This window comes from Paenibacillus sp. J2R1T-4 (genome assembly GCF_059692235.1).
In genome coordinates, this window is record NZ_JCAUBA010000021.1 from 95463 (window position 1) to 113410 (window position 17948).

The 17948-nt window shown below is 45.6% G+C and carries 12 protein-coding genes; 3 read left to right on the forward strand and 9 right to left on the reverse strand.

Annotated features, from left to right (window positions below; translation table 11 throughout):
* Positions 1 to 5 precede the first annotated feature (5 nt).
* Entirely contained in the window at positions 6 to 1238 is a 1233-nt protein-coding gene (locus tag AC58QD_RS26925; RefSeq protein WP_497338125.1) for an MFS transporter, read from the forward strand.
* 36 nt (positions 1239 to 1274) lie between these two features.
* Here AC58QD_RS26925 and AC58QD_RS26930 read toward each other — a convergent pair whose 3' ends face one another.
* Positions 1275 to 1754: a DUF4871 domain-containing protein gene (locus AC58QD_RS26930; RefSeq protein ID WP_497338126.1), complete on the reverse strand. Its 480-nt coding sequence runs from the start codon at positions 1752 to 1754 to the stop codon at positions 1275 to 1277.
* A gap of 243 nt (positions 1755 to 1997) precedes the next feature.
* On the opposite strand from AC58QD_RS26930, the gene AC58QD_RS26935 reads away from it, so the two are divergent.
* Both AC58QD_RS26935 and AC58QD_RS26940 read left to right on the forward strand, forming a co-directional pair.
* The gene (locus AC58QD_RS26935; protein WP_497338127.1) at positions 1998 to 2930 is read left to right on the forward strand and encodes an ABC transporter ATP-binding protein; all 933 of its coding nucleotides are present in this window, start codon (positions 1998 to 2000) and stop codon (positions 2928 to 2930) included.
* Entirely contained in the window at positions 2923 to 3696 is a 774-nt protein-coding gene (locus AC58QD_RS26940; RefSeq protein ID WP_497338128.1) for an ABC transporter permease, read from the forward strand. The genes AC58QD_RS26935 and AC58QD_RS26940 overlap by 8 nt, the downstream gene beginning before the upstream one ends.
* A gap of 90 nt (positions 3697 to 3786) precedes the next feature.
* Here AC58QD_RS26940 and AC58QD_RS26945 read toward each other — a convergent pair whose 3' ends face one another.
* The 8 genes from AC58QD_RS26945 to AC58QD_RS26980 all read right to left on the reverse strand — a co-directional run bounded on the left by AC58QD_RS26945 (position 3787) and on the right by AC58QD_RS26980 (position 17704).
* Positions 3787 to 4656: a hypothetical protein gene (locus AC58QD_RS26945; protein WP_497338129.1), complete on the reverse strand. Its 870-nt coding sequence runs from the start codon at positions 4654 to 4656 to the stop codon at positions 3787 to 3789.
* Between the two features lie 19 nt (positions 4657 to 4675).
* Positions 4676 to 5554, reverse strand: coding sequence for a carbohydrate ABC transporter permease (locus AC58QD_RS26950; protein WP_497338130.1), 879 nt, complete (start codon positions 5552 to 5554; stop codon positions 4676 to 4678).
* A 97-nt stretch (positions 5555 to 5651) separates the two neighbouring features.
* Positions 5652 to 6602, reverse strand: a complete 951-nt coding sequence (locus tag AC58QD_RS26955) for an ABC transporter permease (RefSeq protein ID WP_497338131.1) — start codon at positions 6600 to 6602, stop codon at positions 5652 to 5654.
* A gap of 153 nt (positions 6603 to 6755) precedes the next feature.
* On the reverse strand, positions 6756 to 8399 hold the full coding sequence (locus tag AC58QD_RS26960; protein WP_497338132.1) for a type 2 periplasmic-binding domain-containing protein: 1644 nt from the start codon (positions 8397 to 8399) through the stop codon (positions 6756 to 6758).
* 167 nt (positions 8400 to 8566) lie between these two features.
* Complete coding sequence (locus tag AC58QD_RS26965; RefSeq protein WP_497338133.1) at positions 8567 to 11632, reverse strand: heparinase II/III domain-containing protein; 3066 nt, start codon at positions 11630 to 11632, stop codon at positions 8567 to 8569.
* A gap of 86 nt (positions 11633 to 11718) precedes the next feature.
* On the reverse strand, positions 11719 to 12546 hold the full coding sequence (locus tag AC58QD_RS26970) for a sugar phosphate isomerase/epimerase family protein (protein WP_497338134.1): 828 nt from the start codon (positions 12544 to 12546) through the stop codon (positions 11719 to 11721).
* Between the two features lie 238 nt (positions 12547 to 12784).
* The gene (locus tag AC58QD_RS26975) at positions 12785 to 14038 is read right to left on the reverse strand and encodes an ROK family transcriptional regulator (protein WP_497338135.1); all 1254 of its coding nucleotides are present in this window, start codon (positions 14036 to 14038) and stop codon (positions 12785 to 12787) included.
* Positions 14039 to 14095: 57 nt separating this feature from the next.
* Positions 14096 to 17704, reverse strand: coding sequence for a heparinase II/III domain-containing protein (locus AC58QD_RS26980; RefSeq protein WP_497338136.1), 3609 nt, complete (start codon positions 17702 to 17704; stop codon positions 14096 to 14098).
* Positions 17705 to 17948 lie beyond the last annotated feature (244 nt).

Sequence of the window (17948 nt, forward strand, 5' to 3'; positions counted from 1 at the left end):
CTGCTATGGCAACAGAGACCGATAATCTCCCTTTAAAAGGGACGCAGCACCTGTCTGAAGTAAAGAATGAACAGCTTCCATCCTCCCGAGATGAAGTTTTCTTGAAGATGTTTTCGTTTGCTTTCTTCATGACAATGGCAATTAGTGTCTCCTTCTTTCCCTTATATTTCGATAGTAAAGGTTATACCAAAATTCAGATTGGAGCCCTCTACTCCATCGGTCCTCTGATTGGCATCTTTGCCAACTTGTTCTGGGGGCTGCTCAGCGATAAGTATCAGACTATCAAGAAATTGCTAATTCTTTTAATAGCCGGTCAACTGGCCACGATGTTTTTTCTGATCGGAACGGACACGATTACCGTGTTATATATCCTGATGACCTTCTTCTATTTTTTTCAGACGCCAGTAAACCCCCTGATCGACAGCTTGACGATGCTGACAATCCGCCACACAGGCAAGAGCTACGCCTCTTTTCGCGTATGGGGTTCATTGGGCTTTGCCTTTTCAGCGCTCGTATTCGGAATGCTGCTGAAATTAATCGGGGTCCAGTATACAATGACACTGTGCATCGGCACCATTACCTTCACTCTCATAATCGGAGTGCTGCTTAAGGACCGAATTGGAAGCAGCACGGGCAAAATGCAATTCTCAGGATTCGGACAAGTTATTGGTTCACCGCGTTTCCTGTGGTTTCTGGTGCTCATCTTAATTCTCTCGATCGCACATCGTATGAATGACGGTTTCCTAACCCTCTATTTACGTGAGATTGGAGCAAGCGATTCTATCGTGGGGTGGGCGTGGACCGTTTCGGCTTTGAGCGAGATTCCCGTTTTTTTCTGGCTTAGCCGCTATGGTCACCGATACAAAGAATTACCGCTGCTCATGATTGCAGGACTTGTTTACGCGGTTCGCTTCTCCCTGGTAAGTATAGTGACGGAACCCGAATGGATTATTCTCCTGCAATCTATGCACAGCTTTTCCTTCGGCATATTCCTGTTCACTGCACTTCGATACATCCAACAGCTGATCCCTGATCACTTCCGAGCAACAGGTCAAGCGATATTCGCAATCGTCTGGTCATGCCTCGCCGGTCTTGCGAGCGGGATTCTGGGAGGATGGATCTTCGATGCCTGGGGACCGCATGTGATGTACCGCTTCGCAGCCGTATGCGCTCTTGTAGCAAGCTTCTTCTTCCTTCTAACCCATCTGTCGCAAAAGGAAGGGACTCCCTCCAAATAGGAGGCAGTCCCCAGAACTATTTATTAGATCCACAAGCTAAGGCACAACATCTACAATAATTTCATCAAACGGTTTCTCATTGACTGAAATGTTAAGCTTCCATAATCCTGGTTGGCTAAGCCCGAATCTGCCGCCGCTTTGGCCAGCTGCTCCAGCATCATTGGCTCCTTTTACAATCGGCCACTCGTACAAATGAATCGTTTGACCAGATTCTTTGTGCGTTGCGGTTATACTATACTTGCCGGATACTTCGTCCCCTTTTCCCCAAAAATACAAGTAATACAATCCGCCTCTGCCGCTTCGAAACAATACATCTCTCGGGCTATTCATCTTGATAATACCGAACTTTCCCTCAGTCCCTTGAAGAGTGAGCTTTCCAGCAAGAAACGTCGGGGAGACTTTCCAAATGTCAGGCTTGTTGATCTGCAGGTAAATGGATAGACACACGATGAAGATTGCAATAATACCAAGGGATTGCAACATTTCTTTCCTGGACGCTTTAACGGCTGCCTGCATGCCCGATCACAACCTTAGTATAAGCTAGATTTCAACCCTACAATACCATATTTTAATACAGAGTGGAACATGTTAAATGTCGGTTTGGCAGGATTTTAGATCTAATAAGCGAATAACAACTTGGAACGAATATTTTATTGTAAAAATATAGACTTTTTTACAAATGTACGATTTGTTCAAAGCATATGTTTATGCTTACGAAGTGAAGTCATTATTCTTCGTAAAATCTTAAGGAGGATCCATATGAGTCAAGAAATCGTGGTGCAGCTACGAAATGTAACGAAACGGATAGGATCAAAAACGATAGTAGACAACCTATCGTTCGATGTTCCTCGAGGTGAGGTATTCGGCTTTCTGGGACCTAACGGAGCCGGTAAGACAACGACGATCCGAATGATGGTCGGGCTGATCTCCATGTCCGAGGGGGAAGTTCTCGTGAACGGGATTAACGTCAATCGCCATTTTGAACAAGCTATGATGCATATTGGAGCGATTGTAGAAAATCCAGAGCTATATAAATTCCTTACGGGCTATCAGAACTTGGTCCACTTTGCAAGAATGATTCCCGGTATCCCCAAGGAACGTATTGATGAAGTCGTGAAGTTGGTGAAGCTCGAGAACCGGATCCACGATAAGGTAAAGACGTATTCCCTCGGAATGCGTCAGCGGTTAGGTGTCGCACAAGCTATTCTCCACCGTCCTGATGTTCTGATTCTGGACGAGCCGACTAACGGACTGGACCCGGAAGGCATTCGTGAGCTTCGCGATTATTTGCGGCAGTTGGCTAAGAGCGAGGGAACAGCGATAATCGTATCGAGCCACCTTCTCTCCGAGATGGAGTTAATGTGTGATCGAGTTGCCATCATCCAGAACGGGAAGCTGGTGAATGTGCAGCTGATGCGTGAAATGGTGCAGCAGCAATCAGATGAAGCAAGCCTAGTTGTGATGGAGGTTGACGAGCCGCAGCGAGCCCTGCAGCTTCTCTCGGATACGATTAGTGTTGCAGAAGCAGCAATGACGGCCGAAGGCATTACCCTATTCTTACAACGTGAACAAATACCTGATGCAATCAAGCTGCTTGTTCAGGGCAATGTGCGCGTCTTCTCGGTGAAAACCGCCTCCACTTCGTTGGAGGACAAATTCCTTGAATTGACAAGAGGTGGTCAAATTGTCTAATCTGCTGAATCTCATTCAAAATGAAAATATGAAAATTTACCGCCGTCCTCGCACGTGGGTGATGTTCGGCCTAGTGTTGGCGATTACCTTAACCGTAGCAATTGTAATGTTAAATGTTGGCGGTGATGATCCTTCTCGCGGTAATATGCTTCAATTTATGAATATTGGAAAGAACTTCAGTATCATTGTGTTCGTGTTCTCCATCGTAATTGCAGCTGAGATCGTCGCGGGAGAGTTTACTTGGGGCACAATCAAGCTTCTTTTAATTCGACCAGCTACACGTTCCAAGATTCTATTATCCAAATATATTGCGTCTATTCTATTCTTACTGCTTATGCTGGCTTTCTTGTATGTGATCACTGCGATTGTTGGACTGCTTTTCTTCGGTAATTCCGGGGATGCGGGCGGTTTAAGCTTGCTTAGCATATTGAAATCATACGGGTTTATGACCATTGATTTGTTCATGAGCTTGACCTTTGCTTTCATGATCTCAACCGTATTCAGAAGCAGCATGCTAGCCATAGCATTATCCTTCATCCTTACCTTTGTCTCTGGAACGGTTATGGCTGTTCTTGCTCAGTTCAAATACAACTGGGCCAAATATATCCTTTTCGCCAACACAGACCTGAGCCAGTATACGGGCGAACGTAAACCTATTATTGAAGGTATGACACTAGGCTTCTCCGTAACAATGCTGATCATCTATTACATTGTGTTCATTGGACTGGCATGGACTCTCTTCCGCAAGCGGGATGTTGCAGGATGACATCAGTCATAGGATTCCACTAAGATAGCCAATCAACTGCGTTTTGGTTAGCAGCGCATTGCCTGCCATAAGCAAAAAAAGGTGCACGGATTACACTTCGTGCGCCTTTTTGTATAATGATTTCTCCCTCTCCCGCTGTTCGCCCCGATCGCCACGGATAGCGTTGTTCCAATCTTCCAGATCGTACACGAATCCGAACATCAGAGCAACGTACCACAAAGCCAACTCTTTAGCCTGTTCGCCCCCAGCGGTTTCTTTATTCTCAATTGCTGTCACCGCCTGACGGATCGCAGAGCACATCATGCCCCGCTTCTGCATATCGATCATTCCCCCGGGGGATGTTAGCAAGCATCCGTTGATAGCAAATCCGGTGTAGATCAGGTGATTGATGCCCTCTTGCTTACAAAGGGCAAACAATTGATCGGCGTTCTCGGCAATCCCTTCAGTGCCAACCGGCATTGCTTCTTCAGGAAAATCTATTGCCGCTTGTCCAGAAGGAATATCCGCCAAGTTATGCATTCCAGGAAAAGAGTTATCCCTTCTGAACCGGTGTAATTGATCCAGAGCGGCGTCTGTTCCGATCCTTTCGTAAGTTTCAGAAGTACCTGCTGCCAAAGATTGCGCTAACTTGTATCCCGGGTATTTTTTGTAATAAGCACTATTCGGTCGAACAACGTGAAACACCCTTATCCCTTCAGATCGGACAGTTTCAAGAAGATCAGGGAACACTTGCTTGCAAATCTCATATGATCTCGGAATGTATTCAACAGCCCGATGCCATCCGGGATACTGATCCCATGTTCCGCAATCCCAAGCATGCATGACTATAATGGCCGTATGGTTGGCGTCAATCTCAAGATCAGCCTTTTTCCATCCGCCATAACCTTCTGCTGGAATGTCCAAATTTCGATCTGCGTCAAACTGCTGATAATACCACGCGGGAACGGTTATTTGTCGCATACGTAAATCTCCTTCTTAGTCAGCCTTTCACTGCCCCTACAAGCTGACCATGAATAAAGTATTTTTGCATGAAAGGATACACCATGATGATGGGCAGCACCGTAATCATTAACGCCGCCATCTTCAAATTCTCCGGATGGACTTTCGCGCCATCCGCAAGTGTAGAGGCATCGGCATCGCTTACAAGCGAAGAGTTAACGAGTATGTCCCGCAGTTGGAACTGTAGGGTCCATTTGGTATTATCGCGAATATAGAGCAACACGCTGAACCATTCGTTCCAGTAACCTACAAGACTGAAAATGGAGAACGCCATGGTCATTGGCAATACAAGCGGAAGAACGATTCTGAACAAAATTCTCGCTTCGCCGGCACCGTCGATTTCAGCCGATTCCATCAATTCCTTCGGCAGCTGATCGATAACGTTCTTGAATATAATGATCATTGTAATACTGACAAAGCTAGGCAGAATAAGCGCCCAATAAGTGTTGTTCAGACCAAGGCCGTTGACGAGCAAATAAGTCGGAATGAGTCCTCCTCCAAAAAACATAGGGATCAGAATAAAAGTGAACACGATCTTTCTCCCAACTAGATGCTTATGGGATAACACATATGCGGCTGCAATCGAACAAATGATCACCTGAACGGTATTGATAATGGAGAGTCCAACCGTGTTGATGAAGGAGCGCACAAACGTATAATTGCTCATCAAATCCTTGTAGGCTTGCAAATTGAAGCCTCTTGGCCAAATCCCGATTGGGCCTTTAAGAACCTCATCGTAACTGCTTAATGAAATGGATATTGCATTCAGAAAAGGCACCAGGATTGAAATACAAAGAACAGTAAAAAAAGTATAGTTGAAAAATTGAAACACTACTCTGGAAGTGGATCTGTATTGCATCGTTGTTCCTCCTGCTGTCTATGTTAATATAACCCCACAAAGTGACTTTTGGTCTTCGAAGCTGATTCCGATACCTTTGCGGAGACTCGATATCTTATTAATATAGGCCGAGTCCAACTGTTTTTTTGGCCAACCTGTTTGAGCCGATCAACAGCAGAAAACCTAGAACGCTTTGTGTAAGCCCGATAGCTGTCGTCAAACTGTACTGTGCTTTCTCCAACCCGATCCGGTAAATGTATGTGCTAATGACCTCAGATACATCGTACACAAGAGGATTTTGAAACAAAAACACGCGTTCGAAGCCGATTCCAAACATACTTGCGAGATTTAGTAGCAGCAGCAACACGATCATCGGGAACATTCCTGGTAAGGTGATATGAATCGCCTGACGGAATCTGCTGGCTCCGTCGATCCATGCCGCTTCGTATAGATGTGTGTCAATCCCCGCAATAACGGCAAAATAAAGAATGGCCGACCACCCAACATTTTTCCATATATCCGCAATGACCAATATACTTCTGAACATACTTTCTTCCGTCATGAAAAAGATCGGCTCAATCCCGAAAGCATAAGTAAGAAAGGCGTTCAAAAGTCCCGTTGTCGGGGATAACATTTGATAGAACACACCTGCGACGACGACCCACGACAAGAAATGAGGCAAATAAGAAATCGTCTGAAACACTTTTTTGGCAAATTTGTGATAGATCTCATTCGCGAGCAGAGCAAAAACAATCGGAGAGGTAAAACCGAATATAAGGTCGTAAAAATTCAAAATAACTGTGTTTTTCATTACAGACCAGAACTTCGGATCACTCAGAAAAAATGCAAAATGCTTGAACCCTACCCAATCACTTTGAAAAAAACCTTTATAAACCGAGTAATTCTTGAAAGCAATTATGATGCCGTACATCGGAATGTAATTGAAAATAAAAAGAGAAATGAGTGCTGGGGATATCAAAAGATAGAGCATGAAAAGCGTTTTGGGGGGAACTTTCTTTCTTCTCACTGCTGTATTCAGATTTGGAACTTGTAATGGTACTTGCTGCATACGTTCTTCCTCCTCGAGCATAAGCTTCACGGTGTAAGGAGCTAAATGTGTTGTTAAGGATAGCAGTCCAAGCCACCAGCTACGGGAAACGTAGGCTTCCAAACGGGCTTTAACTGCTATCCCTCCAAACTTATTTTTCAGTCAGCATTTATTCTACCAATCTACCTCGACAACGCCCTTCTTGCGCAGTTCATCCTTGCGGGTGTTCATTTCCTTTGTGTAGAAATCGTCCATTGCGCCAAACTTCTCCACATAGGATTTCACGCGATTGTCAAATTCAGCCATTGTGATTTTGCCCATTATCGCTTCAACCGTAGCTTGTGTGATGTACATGCGCATATCCGGAGATTTTATGGACAATTCGCTCGGTAGGTTGACAAAACTGGTAACACCGAAACCGGCTTTCATCGCGTTCTTGCCGATCAAATCCTGGCTCTCCATCAACGCAGTGTAATGATCTGGCTTCATCACTTGCTGTGCTTTAGCCTGCTTCACGTCCTGACCGTCGGAGAATCCAAAGATGATAGCTAGATGCAGCGACCAGTAACGCTTCGGATCATTCAATTTAACCGCGTCCGGAATCCGCTTTCCGTCTTTTACGGTGTACGTCTCCCCTTCCTTGCCCCAGAAGATCGACTCTCGCAGCTTGTCTTGTGCGAACCCTTCAATGACTTTCCATGCACGGTCAGGTTCTTTGGACTTGCTCGAAATGTACATCCCGTGACTGTTAATAGGAATGGATCGTTTATTCAGCGTATACTTGGCATCTCTCACAACTGAAGGCAACTTTTTCAGTGGAGGAGTCATGATGAGTTGCTGAGTTTTTAGGATCTCATTCGTGCTGGTTAACCGGCCATTTGCTACTCCAAGCAGTTGTTCAGCCGTATCCGACCACAAGAGCGTGTTCTTTGTCGTTACAGTCGTGGAATACTTGGCAGAGTCGTTGGTTGCGAATTCTTTGTCCAATATTCCTTCGCTGTAAAATTGTTTCAACTGTTCAACAGCCGCTTTGTATTCAGGAGTACGGAATTCATTGATGACCTTTCCGTCCTGCACTCGGAACGAGTATGGACGAACCCCGTACCATTGGAAAACGGCATTACCGCCATAACTAATTCCATAATCACCAATTACCCAGTTGGAGAGCGGTACGGAATCCGGCTCGGCTTTCTTAAATTTGCGAAGGAGATCAACCCACTCTTCTACCGATTCCGGAATCTTTCCGGCATTGTATTTCTGGATCAAATCATATCGGACGTAGTTGCCGTACCCTTGTGGAGCTTGTGCCGTCGACATAGGTATCCGCCATAGCTTCCCTGTCTGAGGGTCTTTGGCCAGCTCTATCTGCTCAGGGGTAATGTACTTTTGGACGAGCGGCGATTTGTCGTAATACTTCTGCAGGTCGATAAATGCGCCTTGGCGAGCGGCATCATAAGGCGCATCGGTTGAACGGGCATGTACAATGTCCGGCAAGTTTGCGGATGACAGGAGCAAATTCATCTTGGTCGCCTCGTCTGTTGCGTTCGGCACTTCCAAGTCAAGATCTACATTGGCGTAATCCTTGATAAGGTTGATGAATTCGTTGTCATTAGGAGTTATGCCATCCGGATGTTTAATTCCGGAGTTGGACATAAACATTGACAGCTTGATGCGCTTTTCCGGTTCTTTTACCGTAGGCTGTGGGCTGCTGCTGTTTGCAGGACCTTCCTCGCTGTTTTTGGAACAGCCTGCTGCTAACACCGAAACGGATAATAAAGCAGCCAAACATACCGGTAGTACTTTTTTCTTTTTCCACATTGTGCTTGTTAACCCTCCCTTTAGTGAATGCGCTTTCCTAACAAACTCATATTACTCCCGGTTTAAGAGTTGTGTCAATACGTTATTTGCAGAAAAAAACTTACTAAAATCCACATCAAAGTACTCCTTGCTTACTCGCACATCAATCTACTCGATTTCTTGTTATTTTAGGCCCGCCACTCATAAGATAGTGGAATTTGGAAGGCTGCCCCTTCTCCGATATCGTAGATGTAACCGGCAGCGAAGTCATCCGGATTCTTGTACCTGCGAATTAATGTGCTGTCGCCGATATCCAGGACATATAAACCATCGCCTACCCGACGTACTTTAAGGATCCGGTATACCGCATTACGTACTTTATCGTTGTCAATATAAATATATTGATTGACCATAACACCTGAATCTAATTCCAACTGCTCAAGATTCATTTGGACTGTAATTTCATTCGTCCTCTGCAATGTTCTCGTAAAGTCCACAATGGTTCCCTCGAGATGATTTATTGCTTCCAGGACAGCCGTTTGTCCCTCATGACGTATAGATGTGCCGTCATGCAGGTAGGCATAGACGGGTTCTCCAGACTGTTCGGAATACACCCCAAAAAATCCTTGAAAGGTGAATTTTCCATCCACAACATAGGCAGTGTTTGATCGAATAGAATTAACGATATAATCGGTTCTCCCGTTACTCAGAACAACCTTGACGGCAGAGGCGTCCTTATCGGCAATAACACGTCCGTTCACAGTCAGTTCAACAGACTCGATGCTATGAATGAATCTCTCTCCTGCGTAAGGTTCAATAACAGAAACAAATTGACTTTCAAGATTTTCGCCTGCTCTTGCGGCTATCACATACTTGAATGTCCTTGGATTGCCCGGGATTTGCGGCGGTTCTCCGTCGGCCAGCACAACTTCACTATGCTCTCCCAGCATGGTTAGACGGAGATGGACGTCTGCTGCGTCCTGCGCCCTTACCCCCCACGTATCTCGAATAAGCCAATCGATGCTAAATGAGCTCGCTGGGGCTTTGTCGCGTTCTAAGTTTGCAAGGTAATGGAACCCGCTTCCAGCATAAGAGGCGGATGTGCTGTCTGGGTCACTATATGCGAATTCCACGTTTTCTCCGGCATAGGATCCTTTTTCTTGCGCCTGCAGATTCAAACTATCGGTGCTTACGTCTCCCTCAGCCGCATGGAAACAGTAATGATGAGTTTGCCCTCCCTTCACCCGAAAAAAATCGACAGCGTAAGAGTGAGCATCATCAACCTGAATGTAAGCAGCGGTCCTGCGGTATAAGCTTGCACTTGAATAAACACCCGGGGCTTCAATATCGAATAATTGCACAGTTCCACCACCGTCATAATGATGAGGAATACCTACCCATCCGTTGCGCTGCTTGGATTCGTCCACAACTACCGTATTATGACTTACTGTATTGTTGATCCACTCCCATCTTTTCGGCCAATCAGCTGTCGATTCCGGGTATCCAAGATCCGGCGTTAGATCGATTCCGAAGGCATGTAGACCAATATTGAGCGTATCCTTGTGGCCGTGTCCCGTATTTCGACCGTAATAGATCCACAAGTCCCGGAGTGTGTTTTGATGCATTTCCTCAGCTGTCCCGTGTCCATGCTTTAATGCTGTAAACCCGTAGCCTGTCAAGTTTGTACTAGGATTCATCATGGGGCCGCAGCGTTCAATAACGTCTCGAACATCGGCAGCTGTCTTTTCTGGATCTTCGCTAAAGATGTCTCCCTGGAGACCATCGAAATGATTACCATTAAGAAAATAAGCGAATTGGGCGTAAATAGGGTCGCCGTATTTCTCAAATGCTAACAAATGCTCTCTCACGTTGCCGACAATCATCGGGTTTCCAGCCTTTCCAGTGTCCCCGATCGTCGGCGTATACCGATTTGCCATTACAAGAGGATAGCGCGTGTCGAACATTTTCTTGAATTTCACGTGGTTGAACAGATCGGCTTCTGCTGCCGTTCCGTAGAGATCCAATATTTCTGCAACCGATTTCATTTGATCGAGCCAAATGCTGTTGTACCCAGGCGAGGCTTCATTGCCGAAGCCGTCCCGATCCACTTCATCCACAAGCGTAGCTAGCACATTGCCGCCAGAAAGGCGCAGCTCCGGATCATATACCATACCGCCAGACTTCAGGATCCAGCTTACCCATTCCCCAGTAATTTGCGGTTTGTCCAGAACGATGGCCGCCATCGCAAGGGTCCTCTGATGCATACCGAAATTTCCTCTGATTTGCGCGTTCTTTACAGCAGGGAATACTTGAAGAACAATGCCTTCTTCGATATTTTTTTTAATTGCTTCAGGTGTATTTTTGGGGGTTCTGAATCGATACTGAGCTGCTTTTTCTGTCAGAAATGCGACAACATCGGCGTCTTCCATAACCGGGAAAAAAGCATCATAAGCAGCCAGAAAATCCCATACGAGTGTAGGTTCCCATATACATCCCACTATTTTTCCTTTTCCGGTCCCACCGTGACAATGGGCATAACCATCCTTCCATTTATGTACGGAAGAATCCATATCCGGATAAACATCTGCAACCCGATCCAACAAAACGATACCTGCCTGCGCGTATCTCAAATCTCCTGTGTACAAAAAGGCGTCTCGAAGCGCAATAACAGCGTTTGATACAAATCCTCTGTACCATATGTGCCAGTGATTGTAATAAGCCACAAACGTCCACTTGTATCCGTTCTCGTCTATCCACCCGAACCCGTCGTCAACACCCCAGCGATCTCCTCTTTCAGGGTAAAGTTCGTTCACTAGGTACTGGGGATCGCCCAAGCTCGGGTCAAAGCATCCGTCTTCGTCCAGAGCGCTGTTATAATAAGCTTGAAAATTATTAGTCGGAAACTTGTAACCACTGCTCGGATCCGTTAATTTCCAGGGCTCTTGCAGCGGATCCGCGAGCCATCCGTAAAAACCGTAATCTCGTAAAAAACTATCTCCGGTAATAGGCGAACCTTTGTCGATCCCAACCCTTATACTTCGGGGCAGCTTCTGGGTTGTAACCGCAGTCCACAAACCATCAAGCCCCATTTCCAAAACCTTTTCCGCTTCTCCTACAGCAGAATCTCGCTTACAAGCCGCCCATTCGTATTTACTGATATTGTTTCTCCCATGCATAACTTTTTGTTCTGTGTAATAAGTGCTCTTAGTTTTGATACACATTCGTTCTTGCCCAACACTTCCGTCTGCTTTCATTCGTAACCCCTCCATGAAATAGTACAGGAAGCACAAACTATATCAGCTTGCACCTCCTGGAAATGAACCTAATTATTTTGATAAATCTATTTCGGCAACTGTGTTCTTAGAATTTCCAAGCCTTGTGGAACACCGATCTGTGGGTCCATTTTCCCCTCGAACTCCAGCGTTACGTACCCGTTATACCCCTTATCAGATAGAATGCTGCCTACTCGCTTATAATCAATGTCAAGGTCATACCATTCTCCACCGCCGATATACGATTTGGCATGAACCAGTACAGCAAGCTCCGCAAGCTCCTCCATCTGCTCGTACATACCCTCTTTGAAATTCCCGGTATCGAGCACTACCCCCATATAAGGTGAAGGCAATTGATTATAAATCCGTTTGACTCCTTTTGCCGTGTAGGTGATTCCCCAATGGTTCTCCAGCCCTAATATAACGCCTCTCTTTTCCGCCTCGGGAATTAATGCGCCAATACTTTCAATCACCCACTCAAAAGCGTCATCTTCGGTATAACCGGGTAATGGAGGTTCTTTGGCATTGGCGGCCATCAAATCATCGAAGGACTTAATCGTTTTCCACCGGCCGGAATTGATTCGGATGCAGCCTGCTCCAAGCATTTCCGCCACTTCAAGCGAACGAATCGTATTATCGATTTGCGTCTGTCTGTCCGTTTGATCAGGATATACGAAATCCTGGTGAGTCGAAACCCCAAAAATATCGAGCCCCAAAGTAAGCGCTTGCCTTCTGAGCCGATGCAATCTTGCGGGAGATACATCCTCTCCAAGCTGCCGCTCAAGCACCTCAATTCCGTCAAAACCCATTCTTTTGGCATCCTCCAGAACGCTTTCCATAGGGTACGGCTCTCCCTTAAAATGCCAAAAACTGTAGCTGCTTACTCCGATGCGCATTTGTATTCCTCCTGTGTGTTCGTCGTTAGTATTAATGTTTCTTTTTAAATAAAACTTACTAAATACAACTTTATTTGAGCCGCTATATTTTGTCAACCTAATCCTGGCGTGGAAATAGATAAATGGTGTGAGTCGGCGGACTACAGGGAGGAGAGTTTGAGGGCATAACAATCAGGGCCTAATCCGGCAGGGGACACTCCCTACAGCTTAGACCCTAATGTTCAACGAATCATATTGCTTATTCTGGAGTATCTGAAGGCATGCCTCTGCCGGATTCAAACGCCCTGAAATACTGGGACGACACCAATACCGACGCGCCTAGAGCTACGCTATTCTCTTCTAGCAATGAAGGAAGGATATCGGGATATTCTACCGCAAAAGTCGGTTGTTCCTCGACATAGGCGGCTCTTACGTACTCCAGATATTGAGGGAACGCTCTGAGTATAGCCCCTCCGATGATGATTTTCTCAGGATCAAGAATACGCACCAAATCGCAGAGCACCCGTCCGATCAACCTGCAGCTTTCTCGTATCCGATTCTCAACGACAGGTACGCCAGCTTGGAGAGCCTCAAACACTTTGGCCCGGTCCAACTCCTCAATAGAGCCAATGATTCCATTGAAGGAAGCGACACCGTTCCTGCTGATGTACTCCTGCAGCCATTTCATCACGGCAGTCTCTCCGGCGATCGTAGTCAGACAGCCATGCCTCCCACATGCACATAACGTTCCGTTCGGATCTACAATGATATGTCCAATGTCACCTACTGACTGCAGCTTCCCCCTGTAAATAGCTCCATTAATAACTACTCCCAGTCCAATCCCCTTTAACAGGCCAACACATAACAAATGTGAGGCGTTTTGTCCTGCTCCATACCACTGTTCTCCTAATGCCATAACCTGCATATCTCCTTGGACATAAACAGGCAGCGCAAAATGATCTTCCAGGATTTGTCTTACGGGAACATCGTGCCAATTGGAGAAATCTAAAGCGTAGTAGGAAATCCCATTATCGCTGTCCACTCTACCCGGAAGACCTATCCCTATACCTCTGATTTTTTTACCAACCTGTGGATTGTTACCTATGATCTGTTCGATCGTTTCCTTGACCGCTCCCATGATCATCTCGGAAGATTCCTTAAAGGGGCACTCCTTGACAACTCTGTAAACGATCTCGCCGTTCAAATTCACAAGAACCGTAATAATCTCATAAGCTCCAAGATCAACCCCGATTGCATATGCTCCCTCCGGGTATAACTCCCACAGGCCGGCCTTCCTTCCACCCTTCCGGCTGGCCTCCCCTATCCCGGTCTGATGGATAAGCGACTCGACATCAAGCTCCTTGACTAGTCTAAGAACTGTCGAAGGCTGCAACCCCAATATTTTGGCCATATCAGCTTGTGAAATGGGTCCTTTTCTTCTTATCAAATCAAGAATATTGGCACGGTTCATATCACGCATTAACGAAGAATTACCAGAAAAGAAATCGTTCATCGGCCTCTTCCCCCTTTCTGCAGTTAGCTGGCTGCTGTGTCATAAGATAGTTCTACTCTACTTCTCATACAAATCGATTGAATCGATATAAAAGTAATGTTTCTCGCACCACTTGGTGTGTGGAAAATAGTTCATTTCCGAAGTCCCGTCGTCATGAATAGTGAATCCTGGATCCATATCTGCCAAATCCAAAACAGTTCCTCTTTGTTCTGTATGGATATCCTTGATTTGGTAACCATGCGTTTTGCCGTCTGGATGGCTTACGATCATGTGGCTCCCTATTAAACGCACAGGCACAGGAACATCAACAATAAACGCATTGCAGGTGTTCCCGCCCATTCGACGAAGCACCGCGCAGACTGTTCCTTTCAGAGTGCCTGTCCCTTGGAGAATGAGATTTCCTTTCTTAATTAGCGAACCTCCCAGAAGCATCATCTGTTGGACTACTTCTCCCTCCATGCGGATGAAGCCCATTTTCCCTTGCAAACAAATGTCGCCGAGTATGATTTGCCCTCCATCAGGCATAACCGTGCTGAGAATGATATCCTTTATTTTACCATGCTTGACGACTACTGCAACATCGCCATTATGTGATCCGGAGAAACGGAATATTTCCAAACTTTGAATGTTGGATTCTCGTCCGGCGCCAATCGGTTCTATTAAAGTGACAAAAGCGCTCTGAAGCTGCTCTCCATCCCTCCTGACGATCATCTGTGGCGCAAAATATTGTTCTGCCATATCGTTCGTATCCTGCTTGTACATCCTGGTCCCTTTGAGGGAAGGCGAATGACCGATAAAAAGTTCGTTGAGGCCGTCCCCTGCATTTCCCATGATACGCAATTGAGCTCCATCCGCGCTTCCATCCTTGGTAACCAAAGTCAGCTCGTATGTTCGATCTTCGATCACGGCTCTCTTCACTTGTTTAACATACATATACGGGGCATAATGCTCCCCAGCAAATCCTTGATCCGTTTCCACAGCAGGTTCTATAAATTCTACACCCTTGGGGAGCAGAGTCGGACCGAATGGAAGCAATGGCGCATCGGTCTGAAAGCTTGATTCGTGATTCGCATCGCCGTGCAACGTATATTCATGTCGATTCCCTCCGTGGATGCGAAAGATGTCAAGCACATAACTTTCACTAGCATTTTCGCCTGAGAACCCGATCGTCCAAAGTTCCCTGTCATATAGCTCCGCCACTTGGTATGCGTTCTCTTGGCCTGCGCGCATCACTTGCAAGAAAGGGCTAACGGGTGCAAATACTGTTATATTCCCGCCGTGTTTGCCCTGTTCGATGTCCATATCTTGACTGTCCACGACGACTGTGTTGTGTCCAATTGTTGAAACTAACGAATGACGGTATTTAGTATGGGTATACCCTAAATCAGGTAATAGCTCCTGTCCATGCGCAAACAAAACTAGATTTAGGGGATCCAGATGGTTATGGCCATATTTCGGTACAAAGGTAAGATAAACCTGCATTTGATTGTGATCTGTACCTCTCGTCATCTTGCCTATCCCCGCCGCAGGCAGCAGGAACGAACCCGTATTGAGATTCGGATGATCTGTTTTGTCATATGCCCACGTGTCCATAATGGGAAATGCGCTGCCGTTCGGATAAGCCAAATCGTCAAGCAGACGTTGCGCTTTCCTAAGAATCGGAAGATCTTTCTCCATATCCAGACAATCGATCGTTCCACCTGTGATCGGCGAAACATATCCTTCCGGATCATTCCAACCTAATAGCGCATCAGTAACCTTCTTTAATCCTTCCATAATTTGACGGTGATAGGAAAGGGTAACCTCTTTCCAAAAGCCGTCAAAAAGAAACTGATTCATGCAAAAAACCTTCATATTTTCTACAATTTCGTGAATATACTTCGGATCATTCAAAGCTTTTCCCAGAGCGGCGAGGCCGATCCAATTCGCGAAATCCATATTCGTATTCATAATTGGATATGTTTTAATAAAGCTTACGGAAGGCAGAAACATTTGATCGACAACCAGGGATCGGACATCTTCGCCCTTCTCCTTGCTAAGAAGCTGAAAAGCATTCGTTCGATTGATTTGACCATATGCGCTGAATAAATACCGCAGCTGATAGAGGTCCATATAGAACCATCTGTTCCATAGCCCACCCCAATAAGGGTATGGCGGGCCTGCTTCCTTTTCAATTGGATAGAAAAGCCATGGGTAATCATAAACGGGGACATATCCTTTATACATTTGCGCAAACCTGTATAGAAGTCTGGCCGCCCCTAAGGGGTCAACCGATGCAAGCCTGTCGGTTTGCTCTAGTACATAGTCGCGCCTTCTAGACCAAATATGAGCAGTTAGGAAAAACTTTTGTCCATTCTCATTTTCATAATAAGGGTATCGGACTGTTTCTCCTTCTGAGTTTTTTACAAGAAATTCTCGATTTTCCGGATAATCTTGATTGGGATAAATAAGCGATGATTTCCCACTTGTTAATTCGTTCGGATTCTCCGCCTGCCAATCATATAGCATGTATGGCCAAAGTTCTGGTCGGTCAGGCAGTCCTGCGAACGTAATCCCCATTTTATCGGGTATCAGTTCTATTAGTCGGTGCACTTCATCTGAAGCTGGAGCCGATTCGATAGAAACTGGCTCATCCTGTATTGCTGATGCCTCGACCATACTAGTCCATAGAGTTTCAGGCAGTAATGTTCCATAACCCGCCTCCATTAAATCCATTCGGTCAAAGCAAAGTGAGGTTGATCCGATTACCTCGCCTCGTTCCCCAAGCATCGTTACATCGAGTTGGTAAAGACCATTTTCCAACGGCTCTGGATGATCAAACGCAATCGAATAAGAATTTTCTCTACCGGTAATAGTAAACGGGGCGATGCGATGTACTTTACCTGTAGGCGTTTTCCATTCTAGCTGTACCACCGATCCTAGTACGTCAACACCCTTGGCGTGAAGGGTAATCTCCTTCGAGTTGAAACCGACATAAGTCATTTCACAGATTTGGAGACTACTGACGTTCGCATCGGCGCCGAAGATAATCGTTCCCAAGCGCCCTTCTTCAGTAACGACAGTTTTAAGAAAGTAGGAAGCTCCTTTGTCTATGAAATAGGAATGGCGAATCGGCACCCAAGAATTCGCAGGTCGATAACCGATTGCATGGCGAAGTATGTTCATCCTCCATACATCCCCTGACTGAATGCGCTTAACATTCAAGCTCAGAAACGGAATGGCAAGCTCAATAAACCAATACCCATCACATTCCGCAATGTACGGGTTAATGTGCTCGAGCTCAATACACTCCACCCCAATATCCGTATGAACATCCTTGGACGAACCAGGAAACAAGATCTTAACCCGGTAGTATTGAGGTCGCGATTGTTCAGGATTCAATACGACCTCTATGCTTTCACAAGCTGCAATGGCCATAGCTTCGGAATCAAAGTATGCTTTAATTCCAATAAACAGATGGCTTTGATCGTAGGCAAGCATGACCTGGGTTTTCGGATAAGCGGTTTTATAATTGAAAAAGTTCATAAATGGACTTAATTGGGCTGCATCTTCCCATATACGATCATTCTGTTTTCCGCTTATAGGGGTAACTTGCCTTACTTCCGGTATATAAACTCGATGGCTATCATGAATCCGAATGAGTGCTTTCGTACAGTTGTGATTCATTATCTTCTCCCCACTATTCCCTATTACGTTTTTCATAGATGTTTGGTCGCATCTTCATGTTAGCTGTTTGAATTTTAGCCAAATAAATCTTACTTTGATAGCCTTTTGGTGTCAATAAGTTTTTTGTTTGAAGTTACTTACTAAATAGTATGAATTATTAGATTCTGTTGTCCTTAGATGACACGACGGCCCGATTCCGCTATAATGGAGAAATGAGATTTAGGACCTGGTCATAATTGTTAGA

Bases quoted from the DNA above. Each gene is read 5' to 3' on its own strand.
- AC58QD_RS26925 (WP_497338125.1), top strand. From the start codon at position 6: ATGGCAACAGAGACCGATAATCTCCCTTTAAAAGGGACGCAGCACCTG.
- AC58QD_RS26930 (WP_497338126.1), bottom strand. From the start codon at position 1,754: ATGCAGGCAGCCGTTAAAGCGTCCAGGAAAGAAATGTTGCAATCCCTT.
- AC58QD_RS26935 (WP_497338127.1), top strand. From the start codon at position 1,998: ATGAGTCAAGAAATCGTGGTGCAGCTACGAAATGTAACGAAACGGATA.
- AC58QD_RS26945 (WP_497338129.1), bottom strand. From the start codon at position 4,656: ATGCGACAAATAACCGTTCCCGCGTGGTATTATCAGCAGTTTGACGCA.
- AC58QD_RS26950 (WP_497338130.1), bottom strand. From the start codon at position 5,554: ATGCAATACAGATCCACTTCCAGAGTAGTGTTTCAATTTTTCAACTAT.
- AC58QD_RS26955 (WP_497338131.1), bottom strand. From the start codon at position 6,602: ATGCAGCAAGTACCATTACAAGTTCCAAATCTGAATACAGCAGTGAGA.
- AC58QD_RS26960 (WP_497338132.1), bottom strand. From the start codon at position 8,399: ATGTGGAAAAAGAAAAAAGTACTACCGGTATGTTTGGCTGCTTTATTA.
- AC58QD_RS26965 (WP_497338133.1), bottom strand. From the start codon at position 11,632: ATGAAAGCAGACGGAAGTGTTGGGCAAGAACGAATGTGTATCAAAACT.
- AC58QD_RS26970 (WP_497338134.1), bottom strand. From the start codon at position 12,546: ATGCGCATCGGAGTAAGCAGCTACAGTTTTTGGCATTTTAAGGGAGAG.
- AC58QD_RS26975 (WP_497338135.1), bottom strand. From the start codon at position 14,038: ATGAACGATTTCTTTTCTGGTAATTCTTCGTTAATGCGTGATATGAAC.
- AC58QD_RS26980 (WP_497338136.1), bottom strand. From the start codon at position 17,704: ATGAATCACAACTGTACGAAAGCACTCATTCGGATTCATGATAGCCAT.